General features: G+C 48.3%; 24 protein-coding genes, 1 pseudogene, 1 riboswitch and 1 other annotated feature. Of the genes and pseudogenes, 14 read left to right on the top strand and 11 right to left on the bottom strand.

What is annotated here, in order from left to right:
* Positions 1-71 precede the first annotated feature (71 nt).
* From KNO87_RS10925 to KNO87_RS10915, 3 genes are all read left to right on the top strand, one after another.
* The gene (locus KNO87_RS10925) at positions 72-338 is read left to right on the top strand and encodes a metal-sensitive transcriptional regulator (RefSeq protein ID WP_015880529.1); all 267 of its coding nucleotides are present in this window, start codon (positions 72-74) and stop codon (positions 336-338) included.
* 67 nt (positions 339-405) lie between these two features.
* Complete coding sequence (locus KNO87_RS10920) at positions 406-837, top strand: type III secretion system chaperone family protein (protein ID WP_015880528.1); 432 nt, start codon at positions 406-408, stop codon at positions 835-837.
* 90 nt (positions 838-927) lie between these two features.
* Positions 928-1875, top strand: a complete 948-nt coding sequence (locus tag KNO87_RS10915) for a DUF4003 family protein (RefSeq protein ID WP_214796136.1) — start codon at positions 928-930, stop codon at positions 1873-1875.
* Here KNO87_RS10915 and KNO87_RS10910 read toward each other — a convergent pair.
* The 3 genes and pseudogenes from KNO87_RS10910 to tnpB all read right to left on the bottom strand — a co-directional run bounded on the left by KNO87_RS10910 (position 1872) and on the right by tnpB (position 4247).
* On the bottom strand, positions 1872-2594 hold the full coding sequence (locus KNO87_RS10910; RefSeq protein ID WP_214796134.1) for a YwiC-like family protein: 723 nt from the start codon (positions 2592-2594) through the stop codon (positions 1872-1874). The two genes, KNO87_RS10915 and KNO87_RS10910, sit on opposite strands and share 4 nt — an antisense overlap.
* Before the next feature lie 109 nt (positions 2595-2703).
* The gene (locus KNO87_RS10905) at positions 2704-2889 is read right to left on the bottom strand and encodes a hypothetical protein (protein ID WP_214790390.1); all 186 of its coding nucleotides are present in this window, start codon (positions 2887-2889) and stop codon (positions 2704-2706) included.
* A gap of 185 nt (positions 2890-3074) precedes the next feature.
* Positions 3075-4247: pseudogene (tnpB, locus tag KNO87_RS10900) on the bottom strand (IS200/IS605 family element RNA-guided endonuclease TnpB).
* Between the two features lie 245 nt (positions 4248-4492).
* Here tnpB and KNO87_RS10895 point away from each other — a divergent pair.
* Positions 4493-4849 carry a hypothetical protein gene (locus tag KNO87_RS10895; protein ID WP_214796132.1) on the top strand — a complete coding sequence of 119 codons (357 nt, stop codon included), beginning with the start codon at positions 4493-4495 and terminating at the stop codon, positions 4847-4849.
* Positions 4850-4860: 11 nt separating this feature from the next.
* On the opposite strand, the gene KNO87_RS10890 is transcribed toward KNO87_RS10895, so the two are convergent.
* The 3 genes from KNO87_RS10890 to KNO87_RS10880 form a co-directional block, all read right to left on the bottom strand.
* Complete coding sequence (locus KNO87_RS10890) at positions 4861-5493, bottom strand: YitT family protein (protein WP_214790386.1); 633 nt, start codon at positions 5491-5493, stop codon at positions 4861-4863.
* Positions 5494-5741: 248 nt separating this feature from the next.
* On the bottom strand, positions 5742-7865 hold the full coding sequence (locus KNO87_RS10885) for an MMPL family transporter (RefSeq protein ID WP_214796130.1): 2124 nt from the start codon (positions 7863-7865) through the stop codon (positions 5742-5744).
* A gap of 91 nt (positions 7866-7956) precedes the next feature.
* Positions 7957-8757 (bottom strand): hypothetical protein, encoded by an 801-nt coding sequence (locus KNO87_RS10880; RefSeq protein ID WP_214790383.1) that lies wholly within the window; start codon positions 8755-8757, stop codon positions 7957-7959.
* A gap of 130 nt (positions 8758-8887) precedes the next feature.
* Between KNO87_RS10880 and KNO87_RS10875 the strand changes: the two genes are divergently transcribed.
* Positions 8888-9052 carry a YycC family protein gene (locus tag KNO87_RS10875; RefSeq protein ID WP_214796128.1) on the top strand — a complete coding sequence of 55 codons (165 nt, stop codon included), beginning with the start codon at positions 8888-8890 and terminating at the stop codon, positions 9050-9052.
* A 16-nt stretch (positions 9053-9068) separates the two neighbouring features.
* Here the strand turns inward: KNO87_RS10875 and pulA are convergent, their stop codons facing one another.
* Positions 9069-11066, bottom strand: coding sequence for a type I pullulanase (pulA, locus tag KNO87_RS10870; RefSeq protein ID WP_214796126.1), 1998 nt, complete (start codon positions 11064-11066; stop codon positions 9069-9071).
* Between the two features lie 68 nt (positions 11067-11134).
* Here pulA and KNO87_RS10865 point away from each other — a divergent pair, with 68 nt between their 5' ends.
* On the top strand, positions 11135-11626 hold the full coding sequence (locus KNO87_RS10865) for a YajQ family cyclic di-GMP-binding protein (RefSeq protein WP_214790379.1): 492 nt from the start codon (positions 11135-11137) through the stop codon (positions 11624-11626).
* Positions 11623-12201, top strand: a complete 579-nt coding sequence (locus KNO87_RS10860) for a metallophosphoesterase family protein (RefSeq protein WP_214796124.1) — start codon at positions 11623-11625, stop codon at positions 12199-12201. Before KNO87_RS10865 ends, KNO87_RS10860 begins: the two co-directional genes overlap by 4 nt.
* A gap of 53 nt (positions 12202-12254) precedes the next feature.
* Here KNO87_RS10860 and argS read toward each other — a convergent pair whose 3' ends face one another.
* Positions 12255-13937, bottom strand: coding sequence for an arginine--tRNA ligase (gene argS / locus KNO87_RS10855; RefSeq protein WP_214796122.1), 1683 nt, complete (start codon positions 13935-13937; stop codon positions 12255-12257).
* A gap of 58 nt (positions 13938-13995) precedes the next feature.
* Positions 13996-14207 (bottom strand) — a binding site (T-box leader).
* A gap of 154 nt (positions 14208-14361) precedes the next feature.
* Between argS and KNO87_RS10850 the strand changes: the two genes are divergently transcribed.
* Positions 14362-16041 carry a GGDEF domain-containing protein gene (locus KNO87_RS10850; protein ID WP_214796120.1) on the top strand — a complete coding sequence of 560 codons (1680 nt, stop codon included), beginning with the start codon at positions 14362-14364 and terminating at the stop codon, positions 16039-16041.
* Between the two features lie 98 nt (positions 16042-16139).
* Positions 16140-16235, top strand: a riboswitch (SAM riboswitch).
* Between the two features lie 69 nt (positions 16236-16304).
* Positions 16305-17588: a Na+/H+ antiporter NhaC family protein gene (locus KNO87_RS10845; RefSeq protein WP_214790370.1), complete on the top strand. Its 1284-nt coding sequence runs from the start codon at positions 16305-16307 to the stop codon at positions 17586-17588.
* Between the two features lie 17 nt (positions 17589-17605).
* Here KNO87_RS10845 and KNO87_RS10840 read toward each other — a convergent pair whose 3' ends face one another.
* Positions 17606-18250 (bottom strand): TVP38/TMEM64 family protein, encoded by a 645-nt coding sequence (locus KNO87_RS10840; RefSeq protein ID WP_214796118.1) that lies wholly within the window; start codon positions 18248-18250, stop codon positions 17606-17608.
* A 228-nt stretch (positions 18251-18478) separates the two neighbouring features.
* Between KNO87_RS10840 and trhO the strand changes: the two genes are divergently transcribed.
* From trhO to ald, 4 genes are all read left to right on the top strand, one after another.
* Positions 18479-19420, top strand: coding sequence for an oxygen-dependent tRNA uridine(34) hydroxylase TrhO (trhO, locus tag KNO87_RS10835; protein ID WP_214695947.1), 942 nt, complete (start codon positions 18479-18481; stop codon positions 19418-19420).
* A gap of 117 nt (positions 19421-19537) precedes the next feature.
* Positions 19538-19963 (top strand): divergent PAP2 family protein, encoded by a 426-nt coding sequence (locus tag KNO87_RS10830; protein WP_214796116.1) that lies wholly within the window; start codon positions 19538-19540, stop codon positions 19961-19963.
* A gap of 91 nt (positions 19964-20054) precedes the next feature.
* Positions 20055-21278, top strand: a complete 1224-nt coding sequence (locus KNO87_RS10825; protein ID WP_214796114.1) for a PucR family transcriptional regulator — start codon at positions 20055-20057, stop codon at positions 21276-21278.
* Positions 21279-21410: 132 nt separating this feature from the next.
* Complete coding sequence (gene ald, locus KNO87_RS10820; RefSeq protein WP_214796112.1) at positions 21411-22541, top strand: alanine dehydrogenase; 1131 nt, start codon at positions 21411-21413, stop codon at positions 22539-22541.
* A 90-nt stretch (positions 22542-22631) separates the two neighbouring features.
* On the opposite strand, the gene murB is transcribed toward ald, so the two are convergent.
* Positions 22632-23552, bottom strand: coding sequence for a UDP-N-acetylmuramate dehydrogenase (gene murB / locus KNO87_RS10815; protein ID WP_214796203.1), 921 nt, complete (start codon positions 23550-23552; stop codon positions 22632-22634).
* 154 nt (positions 23553-23706) lie between these two features.
* Positions 23707-24357: a diacylglycerol/polyprenol kinase family protein gene (locus tag KNO87_RS10810; RefSeq protein WP_214796110.1), complete on the bottom strand. Its 651-nt coding sequence runs from the start codon at positions 24355-24357 to the stop codon at positions 23707-23709.
* Between the two features lie 151 nt (positions 24358-24508).
* Between KNO87_RS10810 and KNO87_RS10805 the strand changes: the two genes are divergently transcribed.
* Complete coding sequence (locus KNO87_RS10805; protein WP_214747004.1) at positions 24509-25132, top strand: DUF1836 domain-containing protein; 624 nt, start codon at positions 24509-24511, stop codon at positions 25130-25132.
* Positions 25133-25185: the final 53 nt, after the last annotated feature.

Genomic DNA, 25185 nt, shown 5'->3' with positions numbered 1-25185 from the left:
CATGTATTAAGATGAGCCTACACAAGAAATAGTTGGGTAACTGAACAATTTTTCCTATAGAGGTGAATGATATGGAACCGTATGTATACGATGCGAAAGTATTGAATCGCATGAAACGAGTGGAAGGACAAATTCGCGCCATCATCCGCATGATGGAAGAAGGCAAGGAGTGTCGTGATGTGGTGACGCAATTAAGTGCCGCACGTTCTGCACTCGACCGCGCCTCGACGATTATCGTGGCCAAGAACTTAGAGCAATGCATCATCACAGCGCAAGCAGATGGCGAAGATACGTCCGAAACGGTCGAAGAAGCCATTAAAATGTTGATGAAACGCTAGTTCCCCTTGCTTTCCCCGTCCAAATGGGGGAAAGTTAGAGTAACGACTTACTAAGGGGGATTTCCTTGTGAACTTCGAAGAAAAAGTAGAATCATTTAGAGCGCTCGCCGCTGAACGCAACATGACGTTCAAAGAGAGCGACACTGAAACGCACGTCACGTTTTTGACGCGTGAAACAACAAAATCCGGGGCTCAGCCCGTTATGATTATCGCTTTTAACAAAAAGACGACAGACGCTGAGTTGTATGCTGCGACCGTAACGCACGTCCCAGACTATGTAGAAGACTTACCGATTCTAAATGCCTTGAACGAGTTCAACCAGGAGTTCAAATACTTCCGTTGCGTACTCGACAGCGATCGTGATGTCACACTCGCATCTACACTCGACCTAGACCTCGGTTTCTCGCCAGAGATCATCTTGCAACATTCATTCATGATGTTCCAAGCGGCCGACGAAGTGAACGAGTACATGCAAAAGCTCTACACACAAGTACAATAATCAAAAGCCGTCCGGAAATTGTTCCGGGCGGCTTTTTTTGAAACATCTTCTTATTGTAGCTCGTATGGTTGACCAAGGAGGCGATTCGATATGACACGTTATGATCGATATGTAGAGGCGTTAGACGCCATTAAAGAGGCGACGAAATGGGAACTGACAGATGACTTCCGACGTTTGATGGCCATTCATTATGCGATTCACGACACCCCGTTCGAGGCATCTCGCTTTTCAAACGCACGCGATACATTGAAACAAAAAACGAAGATGTTCTCAAAGTTTCGAGGCAGTCAAAACCTCGTCTGGCTCTCGTTTCTTGATGCCAAGTATGAGGACATCGGAACTGCCATCGACGAGGCGCTCCGTCTCGATACGTTACTCGACCGCAAACACTTCCGTTTCAGTTCGTTGCGGCCCTTTTTAGCAAATCAACTGATTAATGTAGAGGATCCTGAGCGCCGACTCGATGAGGCGACTGATTTATATCAAACGTTCAAACAACATCATCCCTGGTTGACGAGCGAGGAGGACTTGTTATCGTCGCTCGTTCTCGTTCAAGCGTTTGATGATGTCATCGATTTGAACGAGCGTATCGAGCAGCATTATACGTTATTGAAAGACCGACTACCGAAGTCAAACGAACTACAGCTCGTCTCACATCTTCTGACGTTCAGCGACTCTTCCGCAGAAGAAGCGGTGTCCCGACTACTCGCTTGGAAATCACATTTAGATGAAATACAAATATCCATTCGTCGTGAACACTTGCCTGCGCTCGCCTTGCTGAGCATTGTCGCAGAACCGAATGCGGATGTCATACATGCCATTCAAGAAATTGTGAATGCCGAAAAAGAGAAACAACGCTGGTTTAATACTCATAGCGTACTTGTCGCGCTTCAACTCGTAGCTGCCGATCACATCACTGGAGAGGCGAATGACTTATTGTTGCACGGGACGTTTGCCCATTTGCTGGCGATGCAACAAGCAATGACTGCCGCTACAACTGCCGCCGTTATCGCCAGTACCTCGTCGTCTACGAACTAAATCAGAAGATATGTTGTAAGACATGTCAGTACAAATACAGAGTTCGCGATTTCCAAGATCCCAATCTTCATGATCGGGATCTTTTTACCATAAAACCAAACAGCGCGTATCAGGCTCGGTGCATAAGCCAATGCGAGAAGGGGATATCCGAGTACAATGAATACGCTGATTAGTAACATATGATATCCCCACGAAAGGTTCCGATACACGATGCTCTTCTTTTCCCGAATCATCGTCTTGACGAAAAAGATGCTTCCGAGGAAATAAAGATATGGCAAAACGAATACCCATATAATCGTTTCATCAAAGATGTGTGCCCCGTGGTAATAACTCGCCATTCCTCCGATACAGAATGACGTGACGGCACTCACATCGTTCCACACGTTCCGCTCATCTTTGATGTTGGCAAAACAGGCGTTCACGAGACCGAATGGAATCATCGCGAACGCGAACCCGATGAGATGCCATTGTACCCATAAGACTGGGATGATGGCTAAGATCGCAATCATCAAATAAATCACCACTGTGCGTAATAGCTCACGCGATTTCTTACGTTGTTTGATGTATTGGAACAAGAAGAACGTCCCCATATAAACAAATAGCCATGCGATGGCAAAAGGCACATGTGTCCACGTCCATCCTCCGACCGTTCCTCCAAGAACGAACGGCAAAATGAGCATCGACCATGCCCCATGTTGTGTTGGAATCATCCATTTCATCACCCATCACTCCTTCATCCACTAGTGTAATGGATGGTGATAGCATGCGCTGTGAGGTTTAGCACAAATAACGAAAAAGAAAAATAGGTAGCCTCAGCCACCTATCTCCTCACATGACTCTCTTTTTGTTTTGCGTGTATTGTATCGCGTATACAATACCGATAACAGACAACGTCAAAATCGCCAGACTGTTCACTACTGTCTTGAACGTGTGCATTCCTTCGAGATTATTGATTACCATCACTGCCATGAGCAACACGAGGATACTAAAATTTACGATCTTTCGATTCTTCATAAGATGCACCTCTCATTTCTAGTCATCCTTCATGATACCACCTTCAGCAAATGAAAAGTTATTTATTGTATGTTTTAACCAAATATCTCATCTATACTAAATGAAAGTGTTTGAACTACCTCCACCTACGTTTCGCTTAGAGGTGGAGGATTCCTGAGTTATCCTCTCCAACGAGAGAAACCTGATCAGGCTAGCCCCGTCGTCCCGACGGTTGGAGAAGCCAACATGCGCTCGGCTTCTTGTCTGAGGTTCATTCCTGCGTTCACATCACGGTCGTGGTGGACCCCGCAACTCGGGCATGTCCATTCACGCAATGCGAGATGCTTCACGTCTGTGTGTCGATGGCCGCAACCCGAACACAGTTGGCTTGAGGCGAAGGTCTTCCCGACCTTCACGACGGTCTTCCCGTACCAACCGGCCTTATACTTGAGCATGCGATGGAACTCCGACCAGCTCACTTCGGAGATCGACTTGCTCAACTTGCGGTTCTGCTGCATGTCCTTCACCTGCAGGGTCTCGATGCCGATGACGTCGTGGTTTTTGACGATCTCGGTCGACACCTTGTGCAGGAAGTCGGTGCGTCTGTTGGCGATCTTCTCGTGGATGCGGGCGACTTTCCGCTTCTGCTTCTGGTAGTTCTTCGCCTCGGAGAGTCTCACCTTCTTGTTCAGGGCGATGCGCTGACGACGGGACAACTTGCGTTGTTCGCGGGCCAGCTTCTTCTCGAGCGTACGGAAATAACGGTCGTTTTGGTACACCGTGCCGTCCGAGAGGGTGGCAAAATTCTTCAGTCCGACGTCGACGCCGACCGATGAACCGCTCTTCGGCAGTTCACCGATCTCCCGCTCTACGAGAAGGGACACGAAATATTTGCCCGAAGCCGTGCGTCGGATCGTGGCGCTCAGGATGCGGCCCTCGACGTGTCTCGAGTTGGCGAACCGGACCCATTTCAGCTTGGGGAGTTTGAGCTTGTTCCCGACGATCGAGACCTCGGGGAGCTGGGACTTGCCTTGGATGTTCGTCTTGTAGGATTGGAGGGGGTGTCGTTTCGACTTGAAACGAGGTCGCTCGTTCTGCTTCTTGAAGAAACGGTCAAACGCATCGGCCAGGTGTCTGACGCTCGCTTGGACAGACGTGCTATCGACCTCCTTCAGCCACTCGAACTCTTGTTTCAAGAGAGGGATTTCTTTCGAACAAGAACCCTAGGACAATCCTTTCCCTGTCAGTCTGTAGCTTTCATCCCATTTCGCCAGGAAGTGGTTGAACACGAACCGGGAACAGCCGATCGTCTTGGCGATCAGAATTTCCTGTTCCTTCGTCGGATAGATCCGAAACTTGTAACCCTTATGCTTCACCATGAGGTTCACCTCCTTGATGGAATCATACCCGAAAGACAGGCTGGCGATTCATCTCCCACTTTCACGTAAGCCCTGTCCTTAACGTTTAGAAGCGGGAGTATTCTCGCCTAATTTTGATAAATTGTTCAGTGAGGTGAGATTTGATCATGTCTTTCCTACCAAAAAATCGAAAAAGTCGGTTTATCTTCAAGTGTATCCTCGGTATGAGTTTCGTTCTGTTTTTCATCGGCCGAAGCGAAATTCCTTTGCCAATTCCAGCAACGACAGCGTTCGTTCCATTCGAGGTTCACGGCCCCACACACCTTCCTTTTGTTGCAGAGACTGAATACGCACATCTTGTCAGCCTAGGGAAAGTCGAACTCGTCTATGAAAACGAAGAGGAATCTATGACCATATGGGCAACTACGGAGCTCGGATGGCACCATACAGAACAGTGGGAAACATACTCTCAAACCATTCAAGATTCTCCTGTATATTTTAATCAAATCGAGGCACTCACCATTCTCAGCTGGCAACGAGATGGTGTTGAATATGCAATCGACTACAAAGGACATGAACTCTCGATGCAGGACTTGTTTGACGTCGCCGCTTCGATGAACTAAAAAAAACGACCTCACGCGAGATCGTTTTTTGGTGTCCAATTTGGTACGACAGGTGTCGCTTTCGGTTCGTCGACGACGAGCATCTTAGTGACGACTCGTCCGGCGATTGATACCGCGATCAGCGTATACAACGCGTTCGATAATGGTAAATAAATGAGTGAAATCCCAAGGACGATCACATCAAAAATAATTAAAATCGTACCGACCGACACACCTGTCCACTTCGACAATCCGAGAGCGAATAAATCGTCGCCTCCGGTCGCTCCGCCTGACTTCAAGACGAGACCGAGACCATACCCGGTCACAATCCCACTCGCGATGGCAGCGAATAACGTCGCTGGCCATACTTGAATCTCAAATGTGAGCAAATCGAGACGGTCCCACATCGCATAACTGAGCGAAAGGGACGAAGCGGCTAATACTGCTTGTCCGACAAAACGCCATCCTTTCCACCACAATGCGATGATAAAAAATGGGATGTCGAGCACGATCATCGAGATCGCCGGGTCGATATCAAATAAATAGCGACCGAGTAGCGATAACCCGACGAATCCACCTTCCGCCAAACCAAACTGTTCATTCAAATAATAATAACCGAACGCCATGATCAGCGTTCCGAGCACTATGGTAGCAACTCGTTTCATTCCGATTGTCCTCCCCGTTCTTGACGGAGAGGAGGATCCTCAGTCGTAGCTGCGGTTCCATCTGTTCCATCTCCGATCTTCCGTTTGTTGATTGATACACGTCATGGTGATCATTCAACGCTAGAAGTCCGGAAGTTGGAACAGAGGCCACGTCCTCTCGGTATCCATAAAGACCTTCCTTTCTCAAATTGCGCGTAATCTTGTACGTAGTTTACCACACATTTTGATTCAGTTCATGAATTTTACCTTTAGTGCATGTTACGTTTCGGTAAATTCTTTTTGCCGAACCACCACCAGTTCCAATCCCCGAACAGCTTCATGAGTGACGGAACGAGCAAGATCCGGATAATCGTCGCATCGATGAAAATCGCGAGGGCAATCCCGACACCGAGCTGTTTGATCGGGCTGACACCTGTGAAGGCGAACGCACCCGTCACGACAATCATAATGATTGCGGCCGAGGTGATGATTTTACTCGTTTTGGCTAGTCCCATCTCTGTCGCATAGTCGTTGTCACCTGTCTCGCGGTAATATTCCTCGATTCGTGAAACGAGGAATACCTCATAGTCCATCGACAATCCGAAGACGAGCGAGAAGATAAAGACCGGTGTCAATATACTGATTGTTTCCGCGTCATATACATAACCGGATTCGAAGATGATGACGAGTAAGCCGAACGTCGCTCCGAGGCCGAGCACGTTCATGAGAATGGCTTTAATCGGAATCAAGATGGAGCGGAACGCCCACATGAGGATGAAGAATGTGGCCAAAATGACCGTAATCACCGCATATGGAATGCTGTCATAAATTTCATCATAAATTTCTTCGTTAAAGGCAGCAGGTCCACCGACCTCAAATCCTTGGTCTCGCCAATCACGTACGAACGCTTGCGCTTCCTTGTCACTCGGCGGTACATCGAAGCTCACATTGACGAGCGCCAAATCTGTGTTCCCGTCAAGGGTCACAAGTCGTTCAAGCGGAGCGAGTTGTTCTGGTGCCGCCTCGACGAGCTGTGTGAAAGCTTCCGGTGTCAAACCGGACGTCGTCAAAAAGGTTGAGACGTTATCGACAATGTCCACTTCGTTCAAGTCGTCCGTGAGCATTGTCAGTTCTTCTAAGATCATCGGATCCGTCAGATCATTCGCTTCAAACAGAATGACGGCATCGGTTGAATTTTCTCCAAACACTTCGTCAAAGCGTTCAAGTGCCGCCCGTGATTCATAGGAAGTCGGGAGCGCGTCGGCATCTGGAATATTTAACTCCAAGTCGCGAACGAACCAGAGACTTGGCAGAAGTAACAATAACGCAATGAGCGTCATCGTCACAGGACGTCTCATCACGAAACGCGCGAGTTTTTGCCAACGTCTTTCTGATTTTGTCTCATCAGACTTGATGATTCGTCCTTTATTCAATGCATCCCCAACTAAGTATAGAGATGACGGCAGGAGGGTCAGTGCCGACAAAACCGCCCCTGCGACGGCAATAAGCGCACCGAGTGCGACCGCCTGGAACACATCGACCTGGATAAAGAGTAGACCGGCCAATCCGACGAATACACATAGTCCTGAAAAGAGAATCGAACGTCCGGCCGTTGCAACAGTTCGAACGATCGCCTCTTCTCTCGATTGTCCTCGCGTCAACTCTTCACGATAGCGGTTGACGAGTAGCAATGAGAAATCAATCCCGAGCGCAATGGCAATCATCGCCACGGCGTTCAAGACGAATATGGATAATTCCATGTTTTGCGCAAAAAAGAATAGAGACCCCGCCGCTACGATGAACGTGATCAGTCCGACGAGCAACGGCATGAGTGCCGCGAGCGGCGTTCCGAAAACGAGTAATAATACGACCAGTGCGACTGGAATCCCAATCAACTCCGCCCGAATCAAGTCATTTTTCGATGCCTCATTCAGGTCGTCCGCAAATACCGGTTCCCCAGTCAAGCGCACTTCTGTATCCGTGTCTGTGATAAGCGCATCACGGACCGCAGCAATCGAAGATTCGGCCGCTTCATAGTCTTCAAACTCAAGCACGAAATAGGCGACGTCTCCTGAACGGGCATCTGGATTCTCGGATGGAGTAATCACGCCATCAACCGACCGAATCGTCTCCAATTGTTCTTGCTGTTCGTCCATGACCGTATCCAAATCTCCGCCTTCGAATAGTACGATCATCGAGGCGCCAGCACGATCAAACCGTTCATTCAACGTATCTTCTACTTGTTGAAACCGTCCGTCTTGAATGGCGAAGCCGTTTCCTCTCAACTCACCCGGGAGCTGAAGCCCAAAATAGACCGATCCCGCGAGTAAAATCGTCCAAACGAGTAGTACTACATATCGAAAGCGAACCAACTGCCTACCTAACCATTCCATCCTCGTCACTCCTCCCTGTCTAACCATCTACTTCCCGTTTCTTTCTCCATTCATCATCACTTCACAAAAAATTCCTGAACCTGTTTCTGGTTCAGGATTCTTGTCGTTCAAAAACTTGCAGCCAACTATGACAAAATCGCGGTGGTGCGGATAAGACGACGAGTCGATCCCCTCGGTCATCTAACAGCATGACCTTCAGTAATTGGTTGTCCGCGCACACCGATGAACAAAACAGTTCTTGCTCTCGATGAAACAATTGGAATGATTCAGTCGAGGTGATCGCCGTTGTTTCCCCGACTTGATCGAGAATGACCGTTTCGCGGTCTCCTTGATATGGGATACGCCAATTTTCATTCGTTTTCACATTTTCGACTAAAAAGTGATGCGTGTTTTCATCATATACCGTCACACATGTGTCAGGTGTGAATCGTTCAAAATCATACGTCCCCTGATACGCCAGCTCGATGATGTCCCCAAAAACCGGGACTTCTTCATAACGACTATATCGAAACGTATGATCATGGAGATTCAACGCCACGACATCCGATTCGGCTGAATATAAGAAGATGTCATCTCCTTGCCAATAGTGCAAATTACTAAACCAGTCACCATTAAAACGTTGTGGAATCGCATGCGTCTCCATCTGTCCTTTTTGTAAATCAATCACTCCGTAAAGTCCTTTTTCTCGGAACCATGCCACGGCACGCGTGGCATTCGGTTCCACATATAGGGCGCACGGTGTCCAAGCCCAGTCAATTTCCCAGCGAATTTGGGACGACTCGTCAAAGAACAAAAATCCGGTTTGCGCCAAGTACAACATCCAACCTTCACCGACACGTTCTAGCCATTCGATCGTTTGATGAAATTGAAAGTCTGCTGTTTGTTTGTACATTTGATCACTTCCTATTTTCAGCTTAGCAACGACCGAAACGAAATTCGATTTTGAATGTGTTCGTTCAACACATTTTCGATTTTCCTGTATACTGTCGGTATAGATGAATGATTTAGAAAGGAGTCTACCCATGCGCCCATTACAGTTATCACCAGAGACAGCCGTCGAGCTTGCGAAAAAGTTAAACGTTCCGCTCGAAGAGTTGATGCATATGCCGAAACACATTCTTGTCCAAAAAATGATGCAACTCGAAGCATCGAAATCAGAGGAAGACACACCAAAGGAGACGGATTAACCCGCCTCCTTTTTGGTTACTGCTCTTTACGCTTCCGTTTCTTCGACACATACCAGAGACCACCGAGCACGGCGAGTGCGGCACCACCGGCAACAGCGTATTTGCTGTAGTCCGGACGACGTTCCGTCACCACGAGTGTCGACAGTGGCGCGACCATCATATGACGGTCTTCGATTTGACGCGGCGCCGTCAAATTGACCGTATGGTCTTCCACGTTCACTTCAAACTTACCAGACGGAAGTTTGACCTCGACCGCTTCCTCTAGCGCGTTATGGTACACGACATGTCGTTCGACATACCCTTCGACGTGACGGCTCAACTCGAATGCAATCACACCTTCTTCTTCGTCGAAGAAACGCAAATGTTTCCGAATCTGTTCCGTGTTCTCGAGTCGGAAGAGCGGATACTGCTTCCGCAGACGCAACAGACCTTTCACATATTCCACACTTGGCGCTTCTTGTTCAGCTCGTGTCCAGTCGACACGGTTGACGACCTCACCTGAGTTAAAGCTATTCTCGTCCCCATCTTTTGTGCGGAAAAACTCTTGTCCACTATGAAGGAACGGAATCCCTTGCCCCAGGAGTACGATGGACGTCGCCAAACGATGACGGCGACGACGTGTCGTCTCATCATCTTCTGGATTCGTCACGGACAACTTGTCCCAAAGCGTCAAGTTATCATGACATTCAACGTAGTTGACGACCTGATTCGGTTCATCAGCAAAACTTTGGCTCGTGATTCCGCCAGCAATCCCACGTTTCACGTCAGCCGTCATGTCTGTATTCCCACTCACCCAACCTGGCAAGTCCTCGACGAACACGTCTCCACGGACGCCGTCTCGAATCCCGTCATTGAATTGCGCGATTCGTGGCATTTTATGGGCGTTGTGTTGATTCGCTTTTTTACGGACAGGGAGTGGCGTGTCCAAATCCCAACCTTCTCCGATGACAAGGATGGATGGGTCGACGCGATCAAGCGCCTTCCGAATTTGATTCATCGTCTTCACATCGTGTAATCCCATCAAGTCGAAACGGAACCCATCGATCATGAATTCTTTCGCCCAATACGTGACACATTCGACCATGAGCTTACGCATCATCGCACGCTCAGATGCCGTGTCGTTCCCACAGGCCGAACCGTCCGCGAGTGTCCCGTCCTCATTTAGTCGATAATAGTAGTCAGGGACGAATTGACCGAGCGGTGTCGTCAACGCATCGTGCGTATGGTTAAAGACGACGTCCATGATGACACGGATGCCTCGATCGTGGAGGGCTTGAATCATCGCTTTCAATTCGATGATGCGTGTCGCCGGATCATCTGCTGACGAGGCGTACGATCCCTCGACCGCAAAATAATGTACCGGGTCATATCCCCAGTTATAGTTATCTTCGCTCTCGCGTGATTCATTCACCGATCCATAGTCAAAGAATGGCATCAACTGAAGATGCGTGATACCGAGCGAGGTGATGTAGTCAAGTCCAGTCGGGTATCCGCTCGTTGTCGTCGTCCCCGTCTCGGTCATGCCTAAGAACTTCCCACGATGCGTGGCGCCACTTTCTGGATGACTCGTCAAATCACGGACGTGCGCCTCATAAATGACCGCCTCTTGTGAAGAATTGAATAGCGGACGTTCTTTGATCCAATGGTCCGGGTTCAAGGATGCTGGGGCAAGCAGGCACCCACGTTTCCCGTTCACTCCGACGACTTTTGCATAAGGGTCGAGTGATTCCACTTTCTTCCCATCAATCATTGCTTCAAATACATAAAATTGACCTTCGAACAGGGCGCGGTCGAGTTCAATGACCCAAGTCCCCTTCTCAGCCGGTTCGAGCTCGAGTCGTTCAAACTTACGTGCACGGGCTGTGCGATATAACTTGACCGACATTTGTTCCGCTACCGGAGACCAGACACGTAGTCGAATCTGTTCCCCTTTGAACGTCACCCCAAGGTCTTTCCCGTGATAGGCAACGTGATCTAAGTCTGCATGTGTATGTTGATCCATTGTACGTTCCATCTCTTCACTCCTTCACTGCTTCAAATCTGCTATCATTATAACAAAACCACACAAAGGATGGATGAAACATGGCAAAAGACAATTCTTTCGATATCGTGTCGGAAATGAATCTTGAAGAAGTGAAGAACGCGATTCAAATCGCGGAGAAGGAAATTTTAAACCGCTACGACTTTAAAGGATCAAAAAGTGAGATGTCGCTCGACAATGGCGACCTCGTCCTCATCTCGGATGATGACTATAAACTTGAGCAATTAAAAGATGTCTTAATCACGAAGTTGATTAAACGCGGTGTTCCGACCAAAAACCTCGATTATCAAAAAGTAGAGGGTGCTCTCGGTGGCACGGTTCGTCAACGCGTGAAATTGAAGAGCGGGATCGACAAAGATGACGCGAAAAAAATCAACAACGCCATCAAAGAATCAAAACTTAAAGTCAAATCGCAAATTCAAGACGATCAAATCCGTGTCACGGGTAAATCGCGTGACGATCTTCAAGCCGTCATGCAACTTGTACGTGATCTCGAATTGTCCGTCGACGCCCAATTCACGAACTTCCGATGAAACTCGCCATCATCAGTGACCCACACGGTTCGTTTGATGATTTAAAGGCGGTTCTCGATGACGCCCGGCGGGAAACCGAACATATTCTCTGTCTCGGCGACCTATACGAATGCCACATCGGCAAAAAGCGACGCCACGAGCGCTTTCATCATGTGGAAGAGGTCATGACGTATGATCCAAACTACGAAGCACTGCTGACATTCCCGAGTCTACGAGGTAATCAGGAAGAGCGCATCGACGAGGTGCTCGTCATCGACCACCCTGTGAAAACACGGATTTCCTTGTTGCCAGAACAGACGACCCTTGGTGAGGCGCGCTTTTTACACGGGCATCAAGTCAAATGGAACGAGGACTGGGAACCGATTGTCGAGAAAGGAAAGTATCCACTCGTCTTCATCGGACATAGTCATATCCCCGGGATTTACCGGAAAGGGAGATCCCTGCCCTGGGAAATCGGGACCCCATTCCATTTGAAGAAAAAGCGATATGTCATCAATGTCGGAGCCGTCATCTTCGACAGGGAATGGTGTCTCTATGATACGGAAGCCCGAACGGTGACGCGGATGAAAGTGTAAGCATAGGAAAAGGACCTCAATGATTTTTGAGGTCCTTTCGTCTGTCTTATAACTTACATTTCTTCCGGAGCTTCGACACCGAGTAAACGGAGTCCTTCCGTCAATACGAGCGTCACTGCCTTCACGAGCGCGAGACGCGATTGTTTGCCGGCATCTTCTTCTAAGACGCGGACGTGACCGTAATACTTGTTGAACGCTTGTGCGAGATCAAGTACGTAACGGCTGATGATTGATGGTTCGCGGCGTTCATGCGCACGTGTGATGACGTGTGGGAACGCGTTGAGCATCGTGACGACACCCCATGAGTAATCATCATCTGCACCAGTGAACGGTGAGCCGTCATAGTTTCCTTTGCGAAGGAGTGAGTTCGCACGGGCATTCGTATATTGAACGTAAGGTCCTGTCTCTCCTTCGAACTTGAGCATGCTGTCGAGATCGAATTCGATGTTGTTGATCCGTTCATTCTTCAAGTCGTGGAAGACGACCGCTCCGACACCGACCATACGGGCAACGTCTTGTGCGTTCGCAAGGTCTGGGTTCTTCTGTTCGATGTTCGCTTGTGCTTTTTCGATGGCTTCTTTCAACACTTCTTCAAGAAGAACGATGCGCCCCTTACGTGTCGACATCTTCTTCCCTTCTTGCAAGATCAAGCCGAACGGTACGTGATGCATGCCATCGACGAAGTCGTAGCCGAGCTTACGAAGAACCGAGAAGAGTTGTTTGAAGTGAAGCGCCTGTTCGCCACCGACGACATAGTTCGCTTGCACGAAGTTGTACGTCTCGTAGCGATAGATTGCCGCAGCCAAGTCACGTGTCGCGTACAATGTTGCACCATCTTTCTTTTTAATCAAGCAAGGTGGCAAGTTCTCTTCTTCGAGTGAGACGACCATCGCGCCTTCACTTTCGACTAAGAGGTTTTTCGCTTCGAGCATCTCGACGACGCGTCCCATCTTATCGTTGTAGAACGCCTCACCATTGAAGCTCTCGAATTTCACACCGAGAAGGTCATATACTTTTTGGAACTCCTTGAGTGACTCGTCACGGAACCATTGCCAAAGCTCTGTCGCTTCCGCATCACCATCTTCAAGTTTCTTGAACCAAGCACGGCCTTCATCTTCGAGTTCTGGCTGTGTCTTCGCCTCTTCATGGAAATGGACGTATAGCTTCAAGAGTTCTGCGATCGGGTTAGCACGTACCGCTTCCTCATCGCCCCACTTTTTATAGGCGACCATTAATTTACCGAACTGTGTTCCCCAGTCACCGAGGTGGTTGACGCCGACAACGTCGTATCCGTTTTTGCGTGCGATTTGGTTGATCGCATTCCCGATCACCGTCGAACGCAAGTGACCCATCGAGAACGGCTTCGCAATGTTCGGTGACGAGAAGTCCGTCACAATCGTTTCGTTGCGCGCTGCGTGTGTTGCATAATCCGACTTCTCGTCGAGCACCGTGTTAATGATTTCTTTTGACACGACGTCACGGCTCAAGAAGACGTTGACGTAAGGTCCTGCTGCCTCGACTTTTGTGAACAGTTCATCGTTCAAGTCATTCGCAATATCTGTCGCAATCATGACAGGTGCTTTCCGATAGGCTTTCGCCAATTGGAAACATGGGAACGCGAGATCACCGTGTGCCTCATGTTTCGGCTTTTCAATCAATGCTTCAATCTGGTCAATCGTGAGCTCGTCTCCGATGACACGTGATAACGCTTCTGCGTACTTGCGTTCATAACTCATTTGTATGTCCTCCTTCTTCGTATCACAACTCATAAAAAAAACGCCCTTTGCATAGATGCAAAGAGACGGGAATTCCCGCGGTACCACTCTTCTTGCCTGCATGACGCAGACCGCTTTATGGTGATAACGGTTCCCTCCGGCTATGCCTACTCTCGTTTCGGATAGCATCTCAAAAGTGCGTTTCGCGACGTTTGTCAGCCTAGGCTCTCACCAATCCCTAGGTCGCTTTGTTGACTAAACCATCGTTACTCTCTTTTTCATCGACATTCGTCTATGCGGTTGAAAAGCAATTTCATTATAGAGGATATTCCCTCTATACTCAATGCTAGAATTCAAGCATCATGGAAGAGAAGCAGGACTCACACGAAAACGTGACGAATCTTTACTATTAGATCTCGAAATGTCCCATGCTAGGAGGGAACGCATGAACCACTTTCGTAAGATGTCCGTGCTCGGTTGGAGTATATGGAGTGCCTTATTCATCTTCACCATCTCGTTATTTGCATTGGATGTCCTACACGCCCCGACGATTGATCCATTGTCGTTTATTTTAATTTCATTATTGGTCATCATTTTTCAACTCGACTCGATCGAAGTCAAAGGTGTGTACTTCACTTTTTCTGAAAGTATCGTCTTAATCTTATTTTTATTCTTTGGATTTGAAACAGCACTCATCGTCAACCAAATCGGGTTGTTCGTCTTTCAATTCGCCAATTTGAAACCGAAAGTCGCCATCCGTCGCTTCCGCTTCACGTATCCTTGGAATGCCATTACGGCGTACTTAGAAATCGTCATCCCGGCAGCGGTTTATCTCGCCCTTGGTGGCGAGACCGGTCTCGACTTTTATTCGCAAGATTCGTTCGTGCCGCTTGCCGGACTGTTCCTTGCCATCTTCTTAAACACGGTATTCCAAAAATATCAGGTGAAATGGTGGTTCCGCGTCGACATCGCATTGAGCGATTTTATGAAAATCGCTTTCTACACATACGTCGTCAGTTTGACCTTCATTTTAGCGGCATCATTCTTCCGGGAGACGAGTTTACTGGTCGTCAGTAGTATCGCCGCTGCCTTGACGTTCTTCATTAAACGACTTCTCATTCAAAAAGAACGGCAAGACGCCTTCAAATCTTTGATCGAGCAATATGATGAAGCTAAAGAAGCCGTCTCTTTGTCACAGAGTGAGGCGCAAGCAATCGAAGTCTTTTTAAGTCAGTGTGAACAGTTGAACCATTACGACGAAGGTTATATCGAGTTCAAATTGTTCGACCGCACGCTCTACTTCGATTTGAAGACGCGACAGCCCATCGATCGACCGGTCGTCTTTGCACTGCTTGAGATGAGTCAACCAATCGAGCAAATTCTCGACTATGAGATGCGGTTTGAATGGGATACCGCACTTTCCGACGCCTTCCATGACGATTATCATAGCTTTGTTTCTGTCCGTTCGGAGGAAATCGAAGAGATTCGTACATGGATCGTCATGACGGGAGAACCCGTATACGCATATCCGAAAATCATTCAGCATGAAATCATCAAGTTGTTGAAATCGTTCAATCGAACGATTAGCCGTTGTCACGAGCGGGATCGTCTCTATACCGAGAGCCGGACAGACAGTTTGACGCTTCTTGCCAATGCGCGTGCGTTTTATGAATACGGCATTCAACAAATATCGGATATGTCGATGTATCCGATATCTGTCGCCATGCTCGATATTGATTTCTTCAAAAAAATTAACGATACGTACGGTCATCAGGTCGGTGACCGAGTGTTACAAGAATTCGGTCGACGCATTCGGCAAGTACTTCGAACGGATGACTTTGCCGCGCGTTATGGCGGCGAAGAATTCATTTTACTACTCAACCATTGTGACATGACCCAAGCCATCGAAATCACAGAGCGGATTCGCCACCAAATCGAAGCGAAACCGTTCCTTGTTGACCATCATGAGATTTCTGTGACCGCGTCTATCGGGGTCGATACGATTGAAGCATTCGGGAACAAGCGTCTAGATGACACGATTCGAAACGCTGACCGTGCGCTCTATGTCGGTGGGAAATACGCAGGGCGGAACCGAGTAGCCCACTTCAACAATTTAACGACGTAAACTCCCCTTTCTCACATCGAATTGGGGAGTTTTTAGGTTGACAACCGGATTCGAAACAGGTACGTTAGGGAACGTGTTTAATAATTAGATAGATTCACTTTTTATCGAGAGAGACGGAGGGACTGGCCCTGTGAAGTCTCGGCAGCGGGGAACCTGTGCCAAATCCAGCGGGCGTATTGCTCGAAAGATGAAAAGGGTATTTCGCACGAAGGACCTTTTTCTCAAGAAAAAGGTCCTTTTTATTTTTTAGTGAGGTGATTATTTTGGAACAACCAACAGCCAACAAGTGGGCACTTTTGCCATTATTCGTCTTTTTGCTCTTTTTCATCGGGGCAGGTGTCTACTATGGGGATTTTTATAAGTTCCCAGTTCTCGTCGCAGCGATCATCGCATTGCTAGTCGCAGCATTCATGACAAAAGGAAGTGCGACACAAACCGTGGAGCGCATCGCACAAGGTGCCGGAAATCCGGGAATCATCATTATGATTTTTATTTTCTTACTCGCCGGTGCCTTTTCGACCGTAGCCGAATCGATTGGCGCCATCGACGCGACGGTTAACGCCGCGTTGACGCTCTTACCGCCATCGCTTCTCTTGAGCGGACTATTCGTCATCGCTGCTTTCATTTCAATGGCGATGGGAACATCGACCGGAACGATCGCAGCACTTGCACCCATTGCTCTCGGTATTCATGAAGAGAGTGGCGTGAACGTCGCCATCGCAGCCGCCGCAGTTGTCGGAGGCGCGATGTTCGGGGACAACCTTTCGTTCATTTCGGATACAACAATTGCCGCCGTAAGGACGCAACGGACGAACATGCGTGATAAGTTCCGGACAAACTTCTGGATTGTCTTACCCGCCGCTATCATCACGACGATTTTACTAGCGGTCTTATCGAACGGTGAGTCGACGGTCGATGTCGCTGCATTCGAATGGTATAAACTGATTCCCTATCTCGCGGTTATCGGCTTAGCGTTAACAGGACTGAACGTTATTCTCGTCCTTTTGGGCGGCATCACGCTCACTGGTATCATCGGTCTCCTCGACGGAAGCTTATCGGTGACAGCATTCGTGACCGCTATCGCCGACGGCATGGTCGGCATGGCCGAAATCTCGTTTCTGACGTTACTCATGGGCGGACTCGTCGGACTCATCTCGCACAACGGCGGACTCACGTATTTGCGTGACGCGTTGACGTCACGAATCCAAAAACGTGCCGGTGCCGAGTGGAGTATCGCTGGTCTTGTCAGCGCGACGAACGTGGCGACGGCAAACAATACAATTTCGATTCTCGTAGCCGGACCGCTTGCCGCAAACATTGCGGACGAATATGATATCGAACGGAAAAAATCAGCGAGTGTACTCGATATCTTCTCATGTGGGGTACAAGGAATTCTGCCATATGGAGCACAACTCCTCATCGCGGCAGAGCTGACGAAGACCGCATCGCCGGACCTCGTGCCGTTCATGTTTTATCCGTTCCTCCTCTTTATTTGTGGAGGGATCGCCATCGCATTTAACTTCCCGCGCTTTAAAAAACAGTCTTAAGCGAAAACACCCCTTGTTCAAAGGGGTGTTTGTCGTTTCGTGACCATTTCTTGTTTCAGTTGCTCGTTTCGTTTCTTGAAAGCGCGTCGTTTGAGAATTTCTTCTAATCCCCGGCTGATGGCCCATAATGCGACCAAAAGAAGACCGAGCATCGATAAACGAAATGGACTTTGGATAAACTCTTCCCACTGATCCCCGATGACAGAGAAAATGACGACGACGAGTAGTTTCCCGAATCCTGCCGCTAAAATGAATGTGCGGAGCGGCATCTGAATAAGCGCCAGCAAATAAGTGATCAAACTGACCGGGATGAACGGAAGTGAATACAAGAATCCGAGTGAAATCGGACTCATATGATTGATTCGTTCTAACCAATAAACCGCCACCTTATGTTTTTCGAGCCAGCGCGTCATCGGTTTTCGGAACACATACCGGACGGCTGCGAAGACGACAATTGTTCCGAGAAGGTTCCCAATCCACGATAAAAGGACTCCTAATAAAAAACCGTATGTCGCCGCATTGGCAGAAATGATTAAAACGAGTGGCAAAAACGGAAAGATCGCCTCTAAAAATGGAGCGCCGAGTCCGGCCCAAGGACCGCCAGGCAAGCTTTGAAGCCATTCAATCAATTGGATGATGTACTGTTGGAGAGAAGTGAGCATAGTCGTTCCACCTTCAACTTTCGTTACTACTACTCTATTACCCGAATTCGATTTACAAGACGCATCTCCCTGCATTCGTCAAAAAAAATTAAAAACCATTTGCGAAAATTCGCCGTGATATTTATCATATAATAATGGACTTGTGGTTGCAGGCAAGTCTATTCGTCGAACGACACAACCCAACGTTCGTTTTCCTGCAAAAAACTGAACACAGGGGAGCAACACAACATGGAAACAAAACCAATGCGGGTCTTGCTGTACTATAAGTATGTCAACATCGAAGACCCAGAAACACTCACGCAAGAACATTTGAAGTATTGTAAGGATCTCGGCATCAAAGGACGTATCTTGATTTCCTCCGAAGGAATTAACGGGACGTGCTCTGGTACTTGGGAACAAACTGAGCAATACATGAACGACTTGAAAGCAAACCCACTCTTCAGCGATATCGAGTTCAAAATCGATGAAGTCGAAGAGCATGCATTCAAGAAAATTTTTGTCCGTCACAAGAAAGAGCTCGTGACGTGGCGCTTTGATGGCGAGTTTGATGTGCCGAAACAACACGGTGCATACCTCGAACCAGCAGAATGGAAAGAGATGATGAATCGTGATGATGTCGTCATCCTCGACGTTCGTAACAACTACGAGTACGAACTTGGTCACTTTAAAAACGCGATCAAAATCGATGTAGAGGCTTCACGTTACATGCCGGAATGGCTCGAAGAGAACAAAGACCTCTACGAAGGGAAAACACTTCTCACGTACTGTACCGGTGGCGTCCGTTGCGAGAAATTTACAGCATATATGCGTGACCAAGGTCACGACAACATCTTCCACTTAAAAGGTGGCGTCGCGATGTATGGAAAAGACGAAGCGACAAAAGGAGAAAACTGGGATGGTGAGCTTTACGTCTTTGATGAGCGTATCAACGTCCCTGTCAACTCTGTGAACCCGACTGTTGTTTCACACTGCATGCACTGTGGGACAGAGACGGTTCGTTACGTTAATTGTGCCAACCCGGAGTGCAATGTACAGCATTTCTGTTGTGAAGAGTGTGAACCGAAACAAATGCGTTCATGCTCGAAAGAGTGTCAAGAACACCCACGCAACCGTTATATCATCGATAACATTGCAGAGAAACTTCAGGAAACTGAAGGAGTAGTCGGGTAACAAAAATCGACCAAAAGGTGTCATGGACAAGCCGTCCATGACACCTTTTTTGACGAAATCTTAACGTCTAGCCTGCCCCGCTTTCGGGTATATTGAAGATACTATGTCAGACAGGAAGTGAATAGATGCATGTTTAACGAACCTTTACTCGCCGCGATTCTCGCTTGGTTTATCGCCCAAGCAGCCAAGCTCGTAACCGAACTTATTAAAACACGGGATTTTGAAATTGAAATCATGTTCGCTTCAGGCGGTATGCCAAGCTCACACTCGTCTACGGTCGTGGCACTCGCGACGGCAATCGGACGGATGGAAGGCATCGACTCGAGCATATTCGCTCTCGCTGTCGTCTTCGCCACCATCGTCATGTACGATGCGACCGGCGTTCGGCAAGCGGTCGGCTTTCAAGCTCGACTGCTGAATGATTATTTCAAAGGAATTAAACACGAGACCCCACTCTTGAATGAACTCGTCGGTCATACACCGTTCCAGGTCATCGTCGGGGCGTTACTAGGTCTCGCTGTTGGCTTATTCTTCCCAATGTAATCCACTGAAGGTATGTCATTTCTCACACTCTCGATTCTTTTTGTGAAGTTTCACAAAGAAGAAGTTATACTCAGAGAGAGGAGGAATCGACATGCCTTTTTTGCAGAAATCTTACGAGTCTCTCGATACACTCGCTGAAGCAATCGGTCAAGCGATTCGAGCACCTATCACAATCGAGAACCGTCACCATCAATTGCTCGCCTATAGCACACATCCCGATTCGACCGACCCGGCCAGAATCGCGACGATCATCGGTCGTCGTGTCCCAGAAGCGGTCATCGAAGATTTATGGGAAAGCGGGATTTTACGAGAAGTGATTGACCAGGATGAACCTGTCGTCATTCCGGCACGGCTCGCTGTCGGGCTAGGAGAACGTGCGGCAATTGTCATCAAACAACATGACGAAGTGCTCGGCTATATTTGGAGCCTGGCTCGAACGAACCCGTTCACGAATCAAGAATTGGCCATCTTGCAAGAAGGAGCGACGATTGCCAAAAAGTTGCTCATGACGATCGCGATGCACGAACGGCGCATTAGCGCGGAACTCGAACGTTTTTTATTAGATGTCCTCGCTTCTCCGACCCTCTCTGATGCCAATCGCGAACGATTGAACGAACTCGCACCCATCGCCGTCGCAAGCCGGTTGACGATTATCGAATGTGCCCAACCGATCACCCCGCAACTCGCTGAGCGGCTGCATTATGTGCTCGCGACACAGGAGGCAATCGAGGTCGTCTTACATGCCATCGATGGACAGCAGTTGCTTGTGTGGCACTATATGAAATCCGAACTTTCCGATGAAGAAGTAGAATTGCTCGCTTGGGCGGAACGGTTCGAACAGTTGCTTCAAGACAAATTCACCGAATCCGAACCACGGCTCGGAATCAGTCGACGCTTTTTCGAAAGTGACATGTTATACGCCGCAGCCGAAGAAGCAAGACGCGTCACGACACTTCGTCGTAAGTTCCCTCTCGAGCTCGCAACTTCTCGCGCTTTCGAACAGATTGGGATTTATCAGCTCGTCCCGGAACTCGCCCGTCGCATCGGGCTTCGACTAGAGACCCATCCGACCGTCGAACGGTTGCAACAATATGATTCATCCCATCAGACCGAACTCGTGAAGACGCTCGAATGGTATTTTTATTTCGACGGGAACGTAAAGCGGGTCGCCGCTCATCTTCATATCCATCCGAATACCGTCTTGTATCGGATTCGACGCATCGAAGAGTTGACGAATATCACGCAAGTTTCATTACCCGAACGGTCCATGATTTATTTGGCGATTAAAGCCGGTCAATATCGATTAGAAGACTAGACGTTCGCTTTGTGTTTTTTCACAAAGTGAGCGTCTTCGTTTTTAGAATCCATGATAAAGACAGCGTTTTCGAATGGGTCTATACTAGGGGTGTGAACAATTTGTGTCAACGGAATGAAAGGGGAATGTTCCATGAAAATCGGGGTATTAAAAGAGATTAAAAACAATGAAAATCGGGTGGCTTTGACACCGATGGGTGCATTTATGTTAACGGAACTTGGCCATGACGTATTCGTCGAAACGAATGCTGGTCTCGGCAGTGGTTTCACGAATATGGAATATATCGATGCTGGCGCAACCATCGTCGAAACGGCGAAAGACGTTTGGGAAGGCGTCGAACTTGCGCTCAAAGTCAAAGAGCCACAGCCGTCTGAATATCAACACTTCCGTCCTGATTTGACGCTCTTCACGTATCTACACTTAGCGGCGGAGCCAGAATTGACGAAAGCTCTCGTCGAATCAGGAATCACTGCAATCGCGTATGAGACGGTAGAAGTCGATCGGACGTTACCGCTCCTCACACCGATGAGTGAAGTCGCAGGTCGTATGGCTGCTCAAATCGGGGCACAGATCCTCGAAAAACCGCACGGTGGCAAAGGAATCCTCATGTCAGGTCTCCCGGGCGTACCTCGTGCGAACGTCACGGTCATCGGGGGCGGTGTCGTCGGAACGAATGCAGCCCGTATCGCAATCGGTCTCGGTGCGAGCGTTACGTTGATGGATATTAGTCCGGCTCGTCTTCGTCAAATCGACGACTTGTTCGGAAACACAATCAACACGTTAATCTCGAACAAATATAATATCGCGAAACAAGTGGCGGAGAGTGATCTCGTCATCGGTGCCGTTCTGATTCCAGGCGCAAAAGCACCGAAACTTGTCACAGAAGAAATGGTACAACGCATGTCACCAGGTTCAGTCATCGTGGACGTCGCCATTGACCAAGGTGGAATTTGTGAGACAATCGATCACATCACGACACATGATGCACCGACATATGAGCGCTATGGTGTCCAGCATTACGCTGTTGCCAACATGCCTGGCGCTGTACCACGCACATCGACAATGGGGCTGACGAACGCGACGATGCCATATATCATCGAATGTGCACAAAAAGGTGTGTTCCCGGCACTTCTTCAAAACGACGCGCTCCTCAAAGGCTTAAACGTCATCAACGGAACGGTCACATATGAAGCGGTCGCTCGCGATTTGGAGTATCCATTCGTACCTGCCTATGAGGCAGTTGCCAAACAAACACAAGCGTAAGCGAAAGGCGACGAGATGCCCGTTCTCGTCGCCTTTTTTTGTATGAAATAAAAAAGGGATTGAACAACATCGTCCAATCCCTTTCCATGATTATGCGTTCTCGACAGCGATATCTTCGCCGATGATTTTTACTTCCGGTTCTAAATCCACTTCGAACTTCTCTTTAACGGTCGCTTGGACGTGACGGATGAGTGAAATATACTCTGTCGCCGTCGCCTCCGCAATGTTGACGATGAATCCGGCGTGCTTGAGCGATACTTCCGCTCCCCCGATTCGTGTGCCCTGAAGACCAGAGTCTTGAATCAACTTACCAGCAAAGTAGCCTGGTGGACGTTTGAAGACACTGCCGCATGAAGGATATTCGAGCGGTTGCTTCGATTCACGTTTGTACGTCAAATCGTCCATCACTTCTTTGATCAATTCATAGTTTTTCGGTTCGAGTTCGAACGTCGCCTCTAAAACGATGAATCCTTCTTTTGATACACGGCTCGTTCGGTAGTCGAGTTCTAATTCGTCTTTTGACAAATGAAGGACTTGTCCCTCTGACGTCAATACCGTCGCAGACGTAATCACGTCTTTCGTTTCTCCACCATAGGCACCCGCGTTCATATAAACGGCACCACCGACCGTTCCAGGGATGCCACAAGCGAACTCGAGGCCAGATAAGCCTTCCGCAAGTGCTTGACGCGATACATCAATAATCGCTGCTCCAGCCTGTGCCACGATTTGGTTACCCTCACGACGAATCGTATTCAGCTCATTCAAGTTTAAAACGACTCCGCGAATCCCCCCGTCGCGGACAATCAAGTTTGAACCGAACCCGAGAATCATGAACGGCATCGCTTCCTGATGGGCTAGTTCTAAAACGGCTTGTACCTCTTCGTACGTATGTGGGGCTACGAAGTAATCGGCTTTTCCGCCTAGTTTTGTATACGTGTGTGCCGACAACGGCTCGTCTTGGAGGACGCGCTCGGCCGGAATAATACTTTGAAGTTGCTGTAAAAAGCTCATGCGTTCACTCAATCCTTTACGTTCTATTTAATCAGTGTCTCGGTCACGACTTTTGGTACCGAGCACGTCACTGAATGGTTTCAGTACGAAACACAGTATACAAATGATTGTCGGACGTGACAAGCAACGTTTTTCTTACAATGTCACGATTAGTTTATAACAATAGCGATGTCGCTACGGCAACGATAATCGGAATTGTAAAGTTATCCCAATCTCGGTATGAAATCGCTTCAGTCAGTGTAGCGATGATAGAAATGATAAATCCATATGTTACCACTTGCCACATGACGACATCATTCCACAAAAACAATAAAAATAAGACTACATACGAACTTAAGAACATGGCGACGCTCCCTTGGAAGGAACGCTTTTGACCGTACAAATCATAGATGACTGTTCCGTACTTCCGCCCGATCAATGCGGCCATCCCGTCACCCCATGCGAGAACGAGTGAGCCCGCTAAAAATGCAAGCGGCTCTGATTCAAAGAAGAAGTATAAAATGATGAGTAAGGCAATTGGATAATAGACCGTCCCAAAAGACTTTCGCTCCGTCTGATGGACCGGTGAGGGGCTTTTATACAATAAGACCGCATTCGCAAACGTGAAGAAGACGAGCGGGACTGCCGCGACGTACCATGAATCCATTAACCAGACCGCTAACAGCGACCAATGTCCGACTGCGATATGTACACTCTTTCGAATCGTTTCATCTGTCCACCCAAGACGCTTCCCGACTTGTTCAAGACCGACGAGGAACGCAAGGACGATTACGATGGAAAGAATCGAACTAATCCATTCATTCATTGCTTGACCACCTCTATGTATAGGATATGTATGATATCGTCATTATACCTTAATCAGTGCCCATCCTAGCTTACTTTTCAAACATTTGGTAGAATGAGGTCAAATGACTGTATAGCCAACGTACGATGTTGGTCATAGAAAGGGTGGCCGTATGCGCGACGCAACTTCAATTCAAACTTTGGCAGATTGCCTTCATTTCATGCAGGTCGGAGAAATCGAGCGAGCCATCGCCCTCTTCCCTGAAGACGTGCGTGAACATTTTCCAAAAGAGCTTCGAAAAATCCACTTGTTTCATATTGAAAAGAACGGCTTGTCTATCAATCAAATCGTCGCCCTTGCGAACGCATTGACCGGAGAACATCTCTCGGCGACGACGATTCAAAACTGGACGAAGCGTGAAGTCCGTAAAATCATCGGTGTCCCACGAATCGGTAAAAAGTATTCCTTGCATCAAGCGGCAATCATCTATCTCCTTGATGACTTGAAACACCTTTTTTCACTTGAAGAGACGAGTTCCTTGTTGGCACTCATCTTCAACAACCCTGACCGGGACGAAGACGACTTTATCACCCCGATTGATTTTTATCGTTTGTATGCGGAGTATGCCAAGTCGACGAGTCCAATCGACTTACTCGATACGCGTGCCAAACGTTCCCTCGAAAAGACGAAGTACACGCACCCGAATATCATTCATGTCTTAAAGCTCTGTCTATATGCACACCGTGTGACGACACTCGAGCTCGAGGCCAAGCACTACTTAAACCGTTTCATTTGATGAAACGGTTTTTTCGTTGCATCAAAAAGCACCGGTCATAGACCGGTGCTCGT

The sequence above is a fragment of the Exiguobacterium sp. s34 genome (genome assembly GCF_018617435.1).
In the GTDB taxonomy this organism is placed as follows: domain Bacteria; phylum Bacillota; class Bacilli; order Exiguobacteriales; family Exiguobacteriaceae; genus Exiguobacterium; species Exiguobacterium aestuarii.
This window is presented reverse-complemented; position numbering and strand designations above follow the sequence as displayed.

What these genes read in the sequence shown, in the direction of transcription:
- KNO87_RS10825 (WP_214796114.1), top strand. Translation starts at nt 20,055, where the DNA reads ATGCCTTTTTTGCAGAAATCTTACGAGTCTCTCGATACACTCGCTGAA.
- KNO87_RS10875 (WP_214796128.1), top strand. Translation starts at nt 8,888, where the DNA reads ATGCGCCCATTACAGTTATCACCAGAGACAGCCGTCGAGCTTGCGAAA.
- argS (WP_214796122.1), bottom strand. Translation starts at nt 13,937, where the DNA reads ATGAGTTATGAACGCAAGTACGCAGAAGCGTTATCACGTGTCATCGGA.
- trhO (WP_214695947.1), top strand. Translation starts at nt 18,479, where the DNA reads ATGGAAACAAAACCAATGCGGGTCTTGCTGTACTATAAGTATGTCAAC.
- KNO87_RS10890 (WP_214790386.1), bottom strand. Translation starts at nt 5,493, where the DNA reads ATGAAACGAGTTGCTACCATAGTGCTCGGAACGCTGATCATGGCGTTC.
- KNO87_RS10905 (WP_214790390.1), bottom strand. Translation starts at nt 2,889, where the DNA reads ATGAAGAATCGAAAGATCGTAAATTTTAGTATCCTCGTGTTGCTCATG.
- murB (WP_214796203.1), bottom strand. Translation starts at nt 23,552, where the DNA reads ATGAGCTTTTTACAGCAACTTCAAAGTATTATTCCGGCCGAGCGCGTC.
- KNO87_RS10865 (WP_214790379.1), top strand. Translation starts at nt 11,135, where the DNA reads ATGGCAAAAGACAATTCTTTCGATATCGTGTCGGAAATGAATCTTGAA.
- KNO87_RS10850 (WP_214796120.1), top strand. Translation starts at nt 14,362, where the DNA reads ATGAACCACTTTCGTAAGATGTCCGTGCTCGGTTGGAGTATATGGAGT.
- KNO87_RS10810 (WP_214796110.1), bottom strand. Translation starts at nt 24,357, where the DNA reads ATGAATGAATGGATTAGTTCGATTCTTTCCATCGTAATCGTCCTTGCG.
- KNO87_RS10840 (WP_214796118.1), bottom strand. Translation starts at nt 18,250, where the DNA reads ATGCTCACTTCTCTCCAACAGTACATCATCCAATTGATTGAATGGCTT.
- ald (WP_214796112.1), top strand. Translation starts at nt 21,411, where the DNA reads ATGAAAATCGGGGTATTAAAAGAGATTAAAAACAATGAAAATCGGGTG.
- KNO87_RS10885 (WP_214796130.1), bottom strand. Translation starts at nt 7,865, where the DNA reads ATGGAATGGTTAGGTAGGCAGTTGGTTCGCTTTCGATATGTAGTACTA.
- KNO87_RS10805 (WP_214747004.1), top strand. Translation starts at nt 24,509, where the DNA reads ATGCGCGACGCAACTTCAATTCAAACTTTGGCAGATTGCCTTCATTTC.
- KNO87_RS10910 (WP_214796134.1), bottom strand. Translation starts at nt 2,594, where the DNA reads ATGAAATGGATGATTCCAACACAACATGGGGCATGGTCGATGCTCATT.
- KNO87_RS10925 (WP_015880529.1), top strand. Translation starts at nt 72, where the DNA reads ATGGAACCGTATGTATACGATGCGAAAGTATTGAATCGCATGAAACGA.
- pulA (WP_214796126.1), bottom strand. Translation starts at nt 11,066, where the DNA reads ATGGAACGTACAATGGATCAACATACACATGCAGACTTAGATCACGTT.
- KNO87_RS10915 (WP_214796136.1), top strand. Translation starts at nt 928, where the DNA reads ATGACACGTTATGATCGATATGTAGAGGCGTTAGACGCCATTAAAGAG.
- KNO87_RS10880 (WP_214790383.1), bottom strand. Translation starts at nt 8,757, where the DNA reads ATGTACAAACAAACAGCAGACTTTCAATTTCATCAAACGATCGAATGG.
- KNO87_RS10860 (WP_214796124.1), top strand. Translation starts at nt 11,623, where the DNA reads ATGAAACTCGCCATCATCAGTGACCCACACGGTTCGTTTGATGATTTA.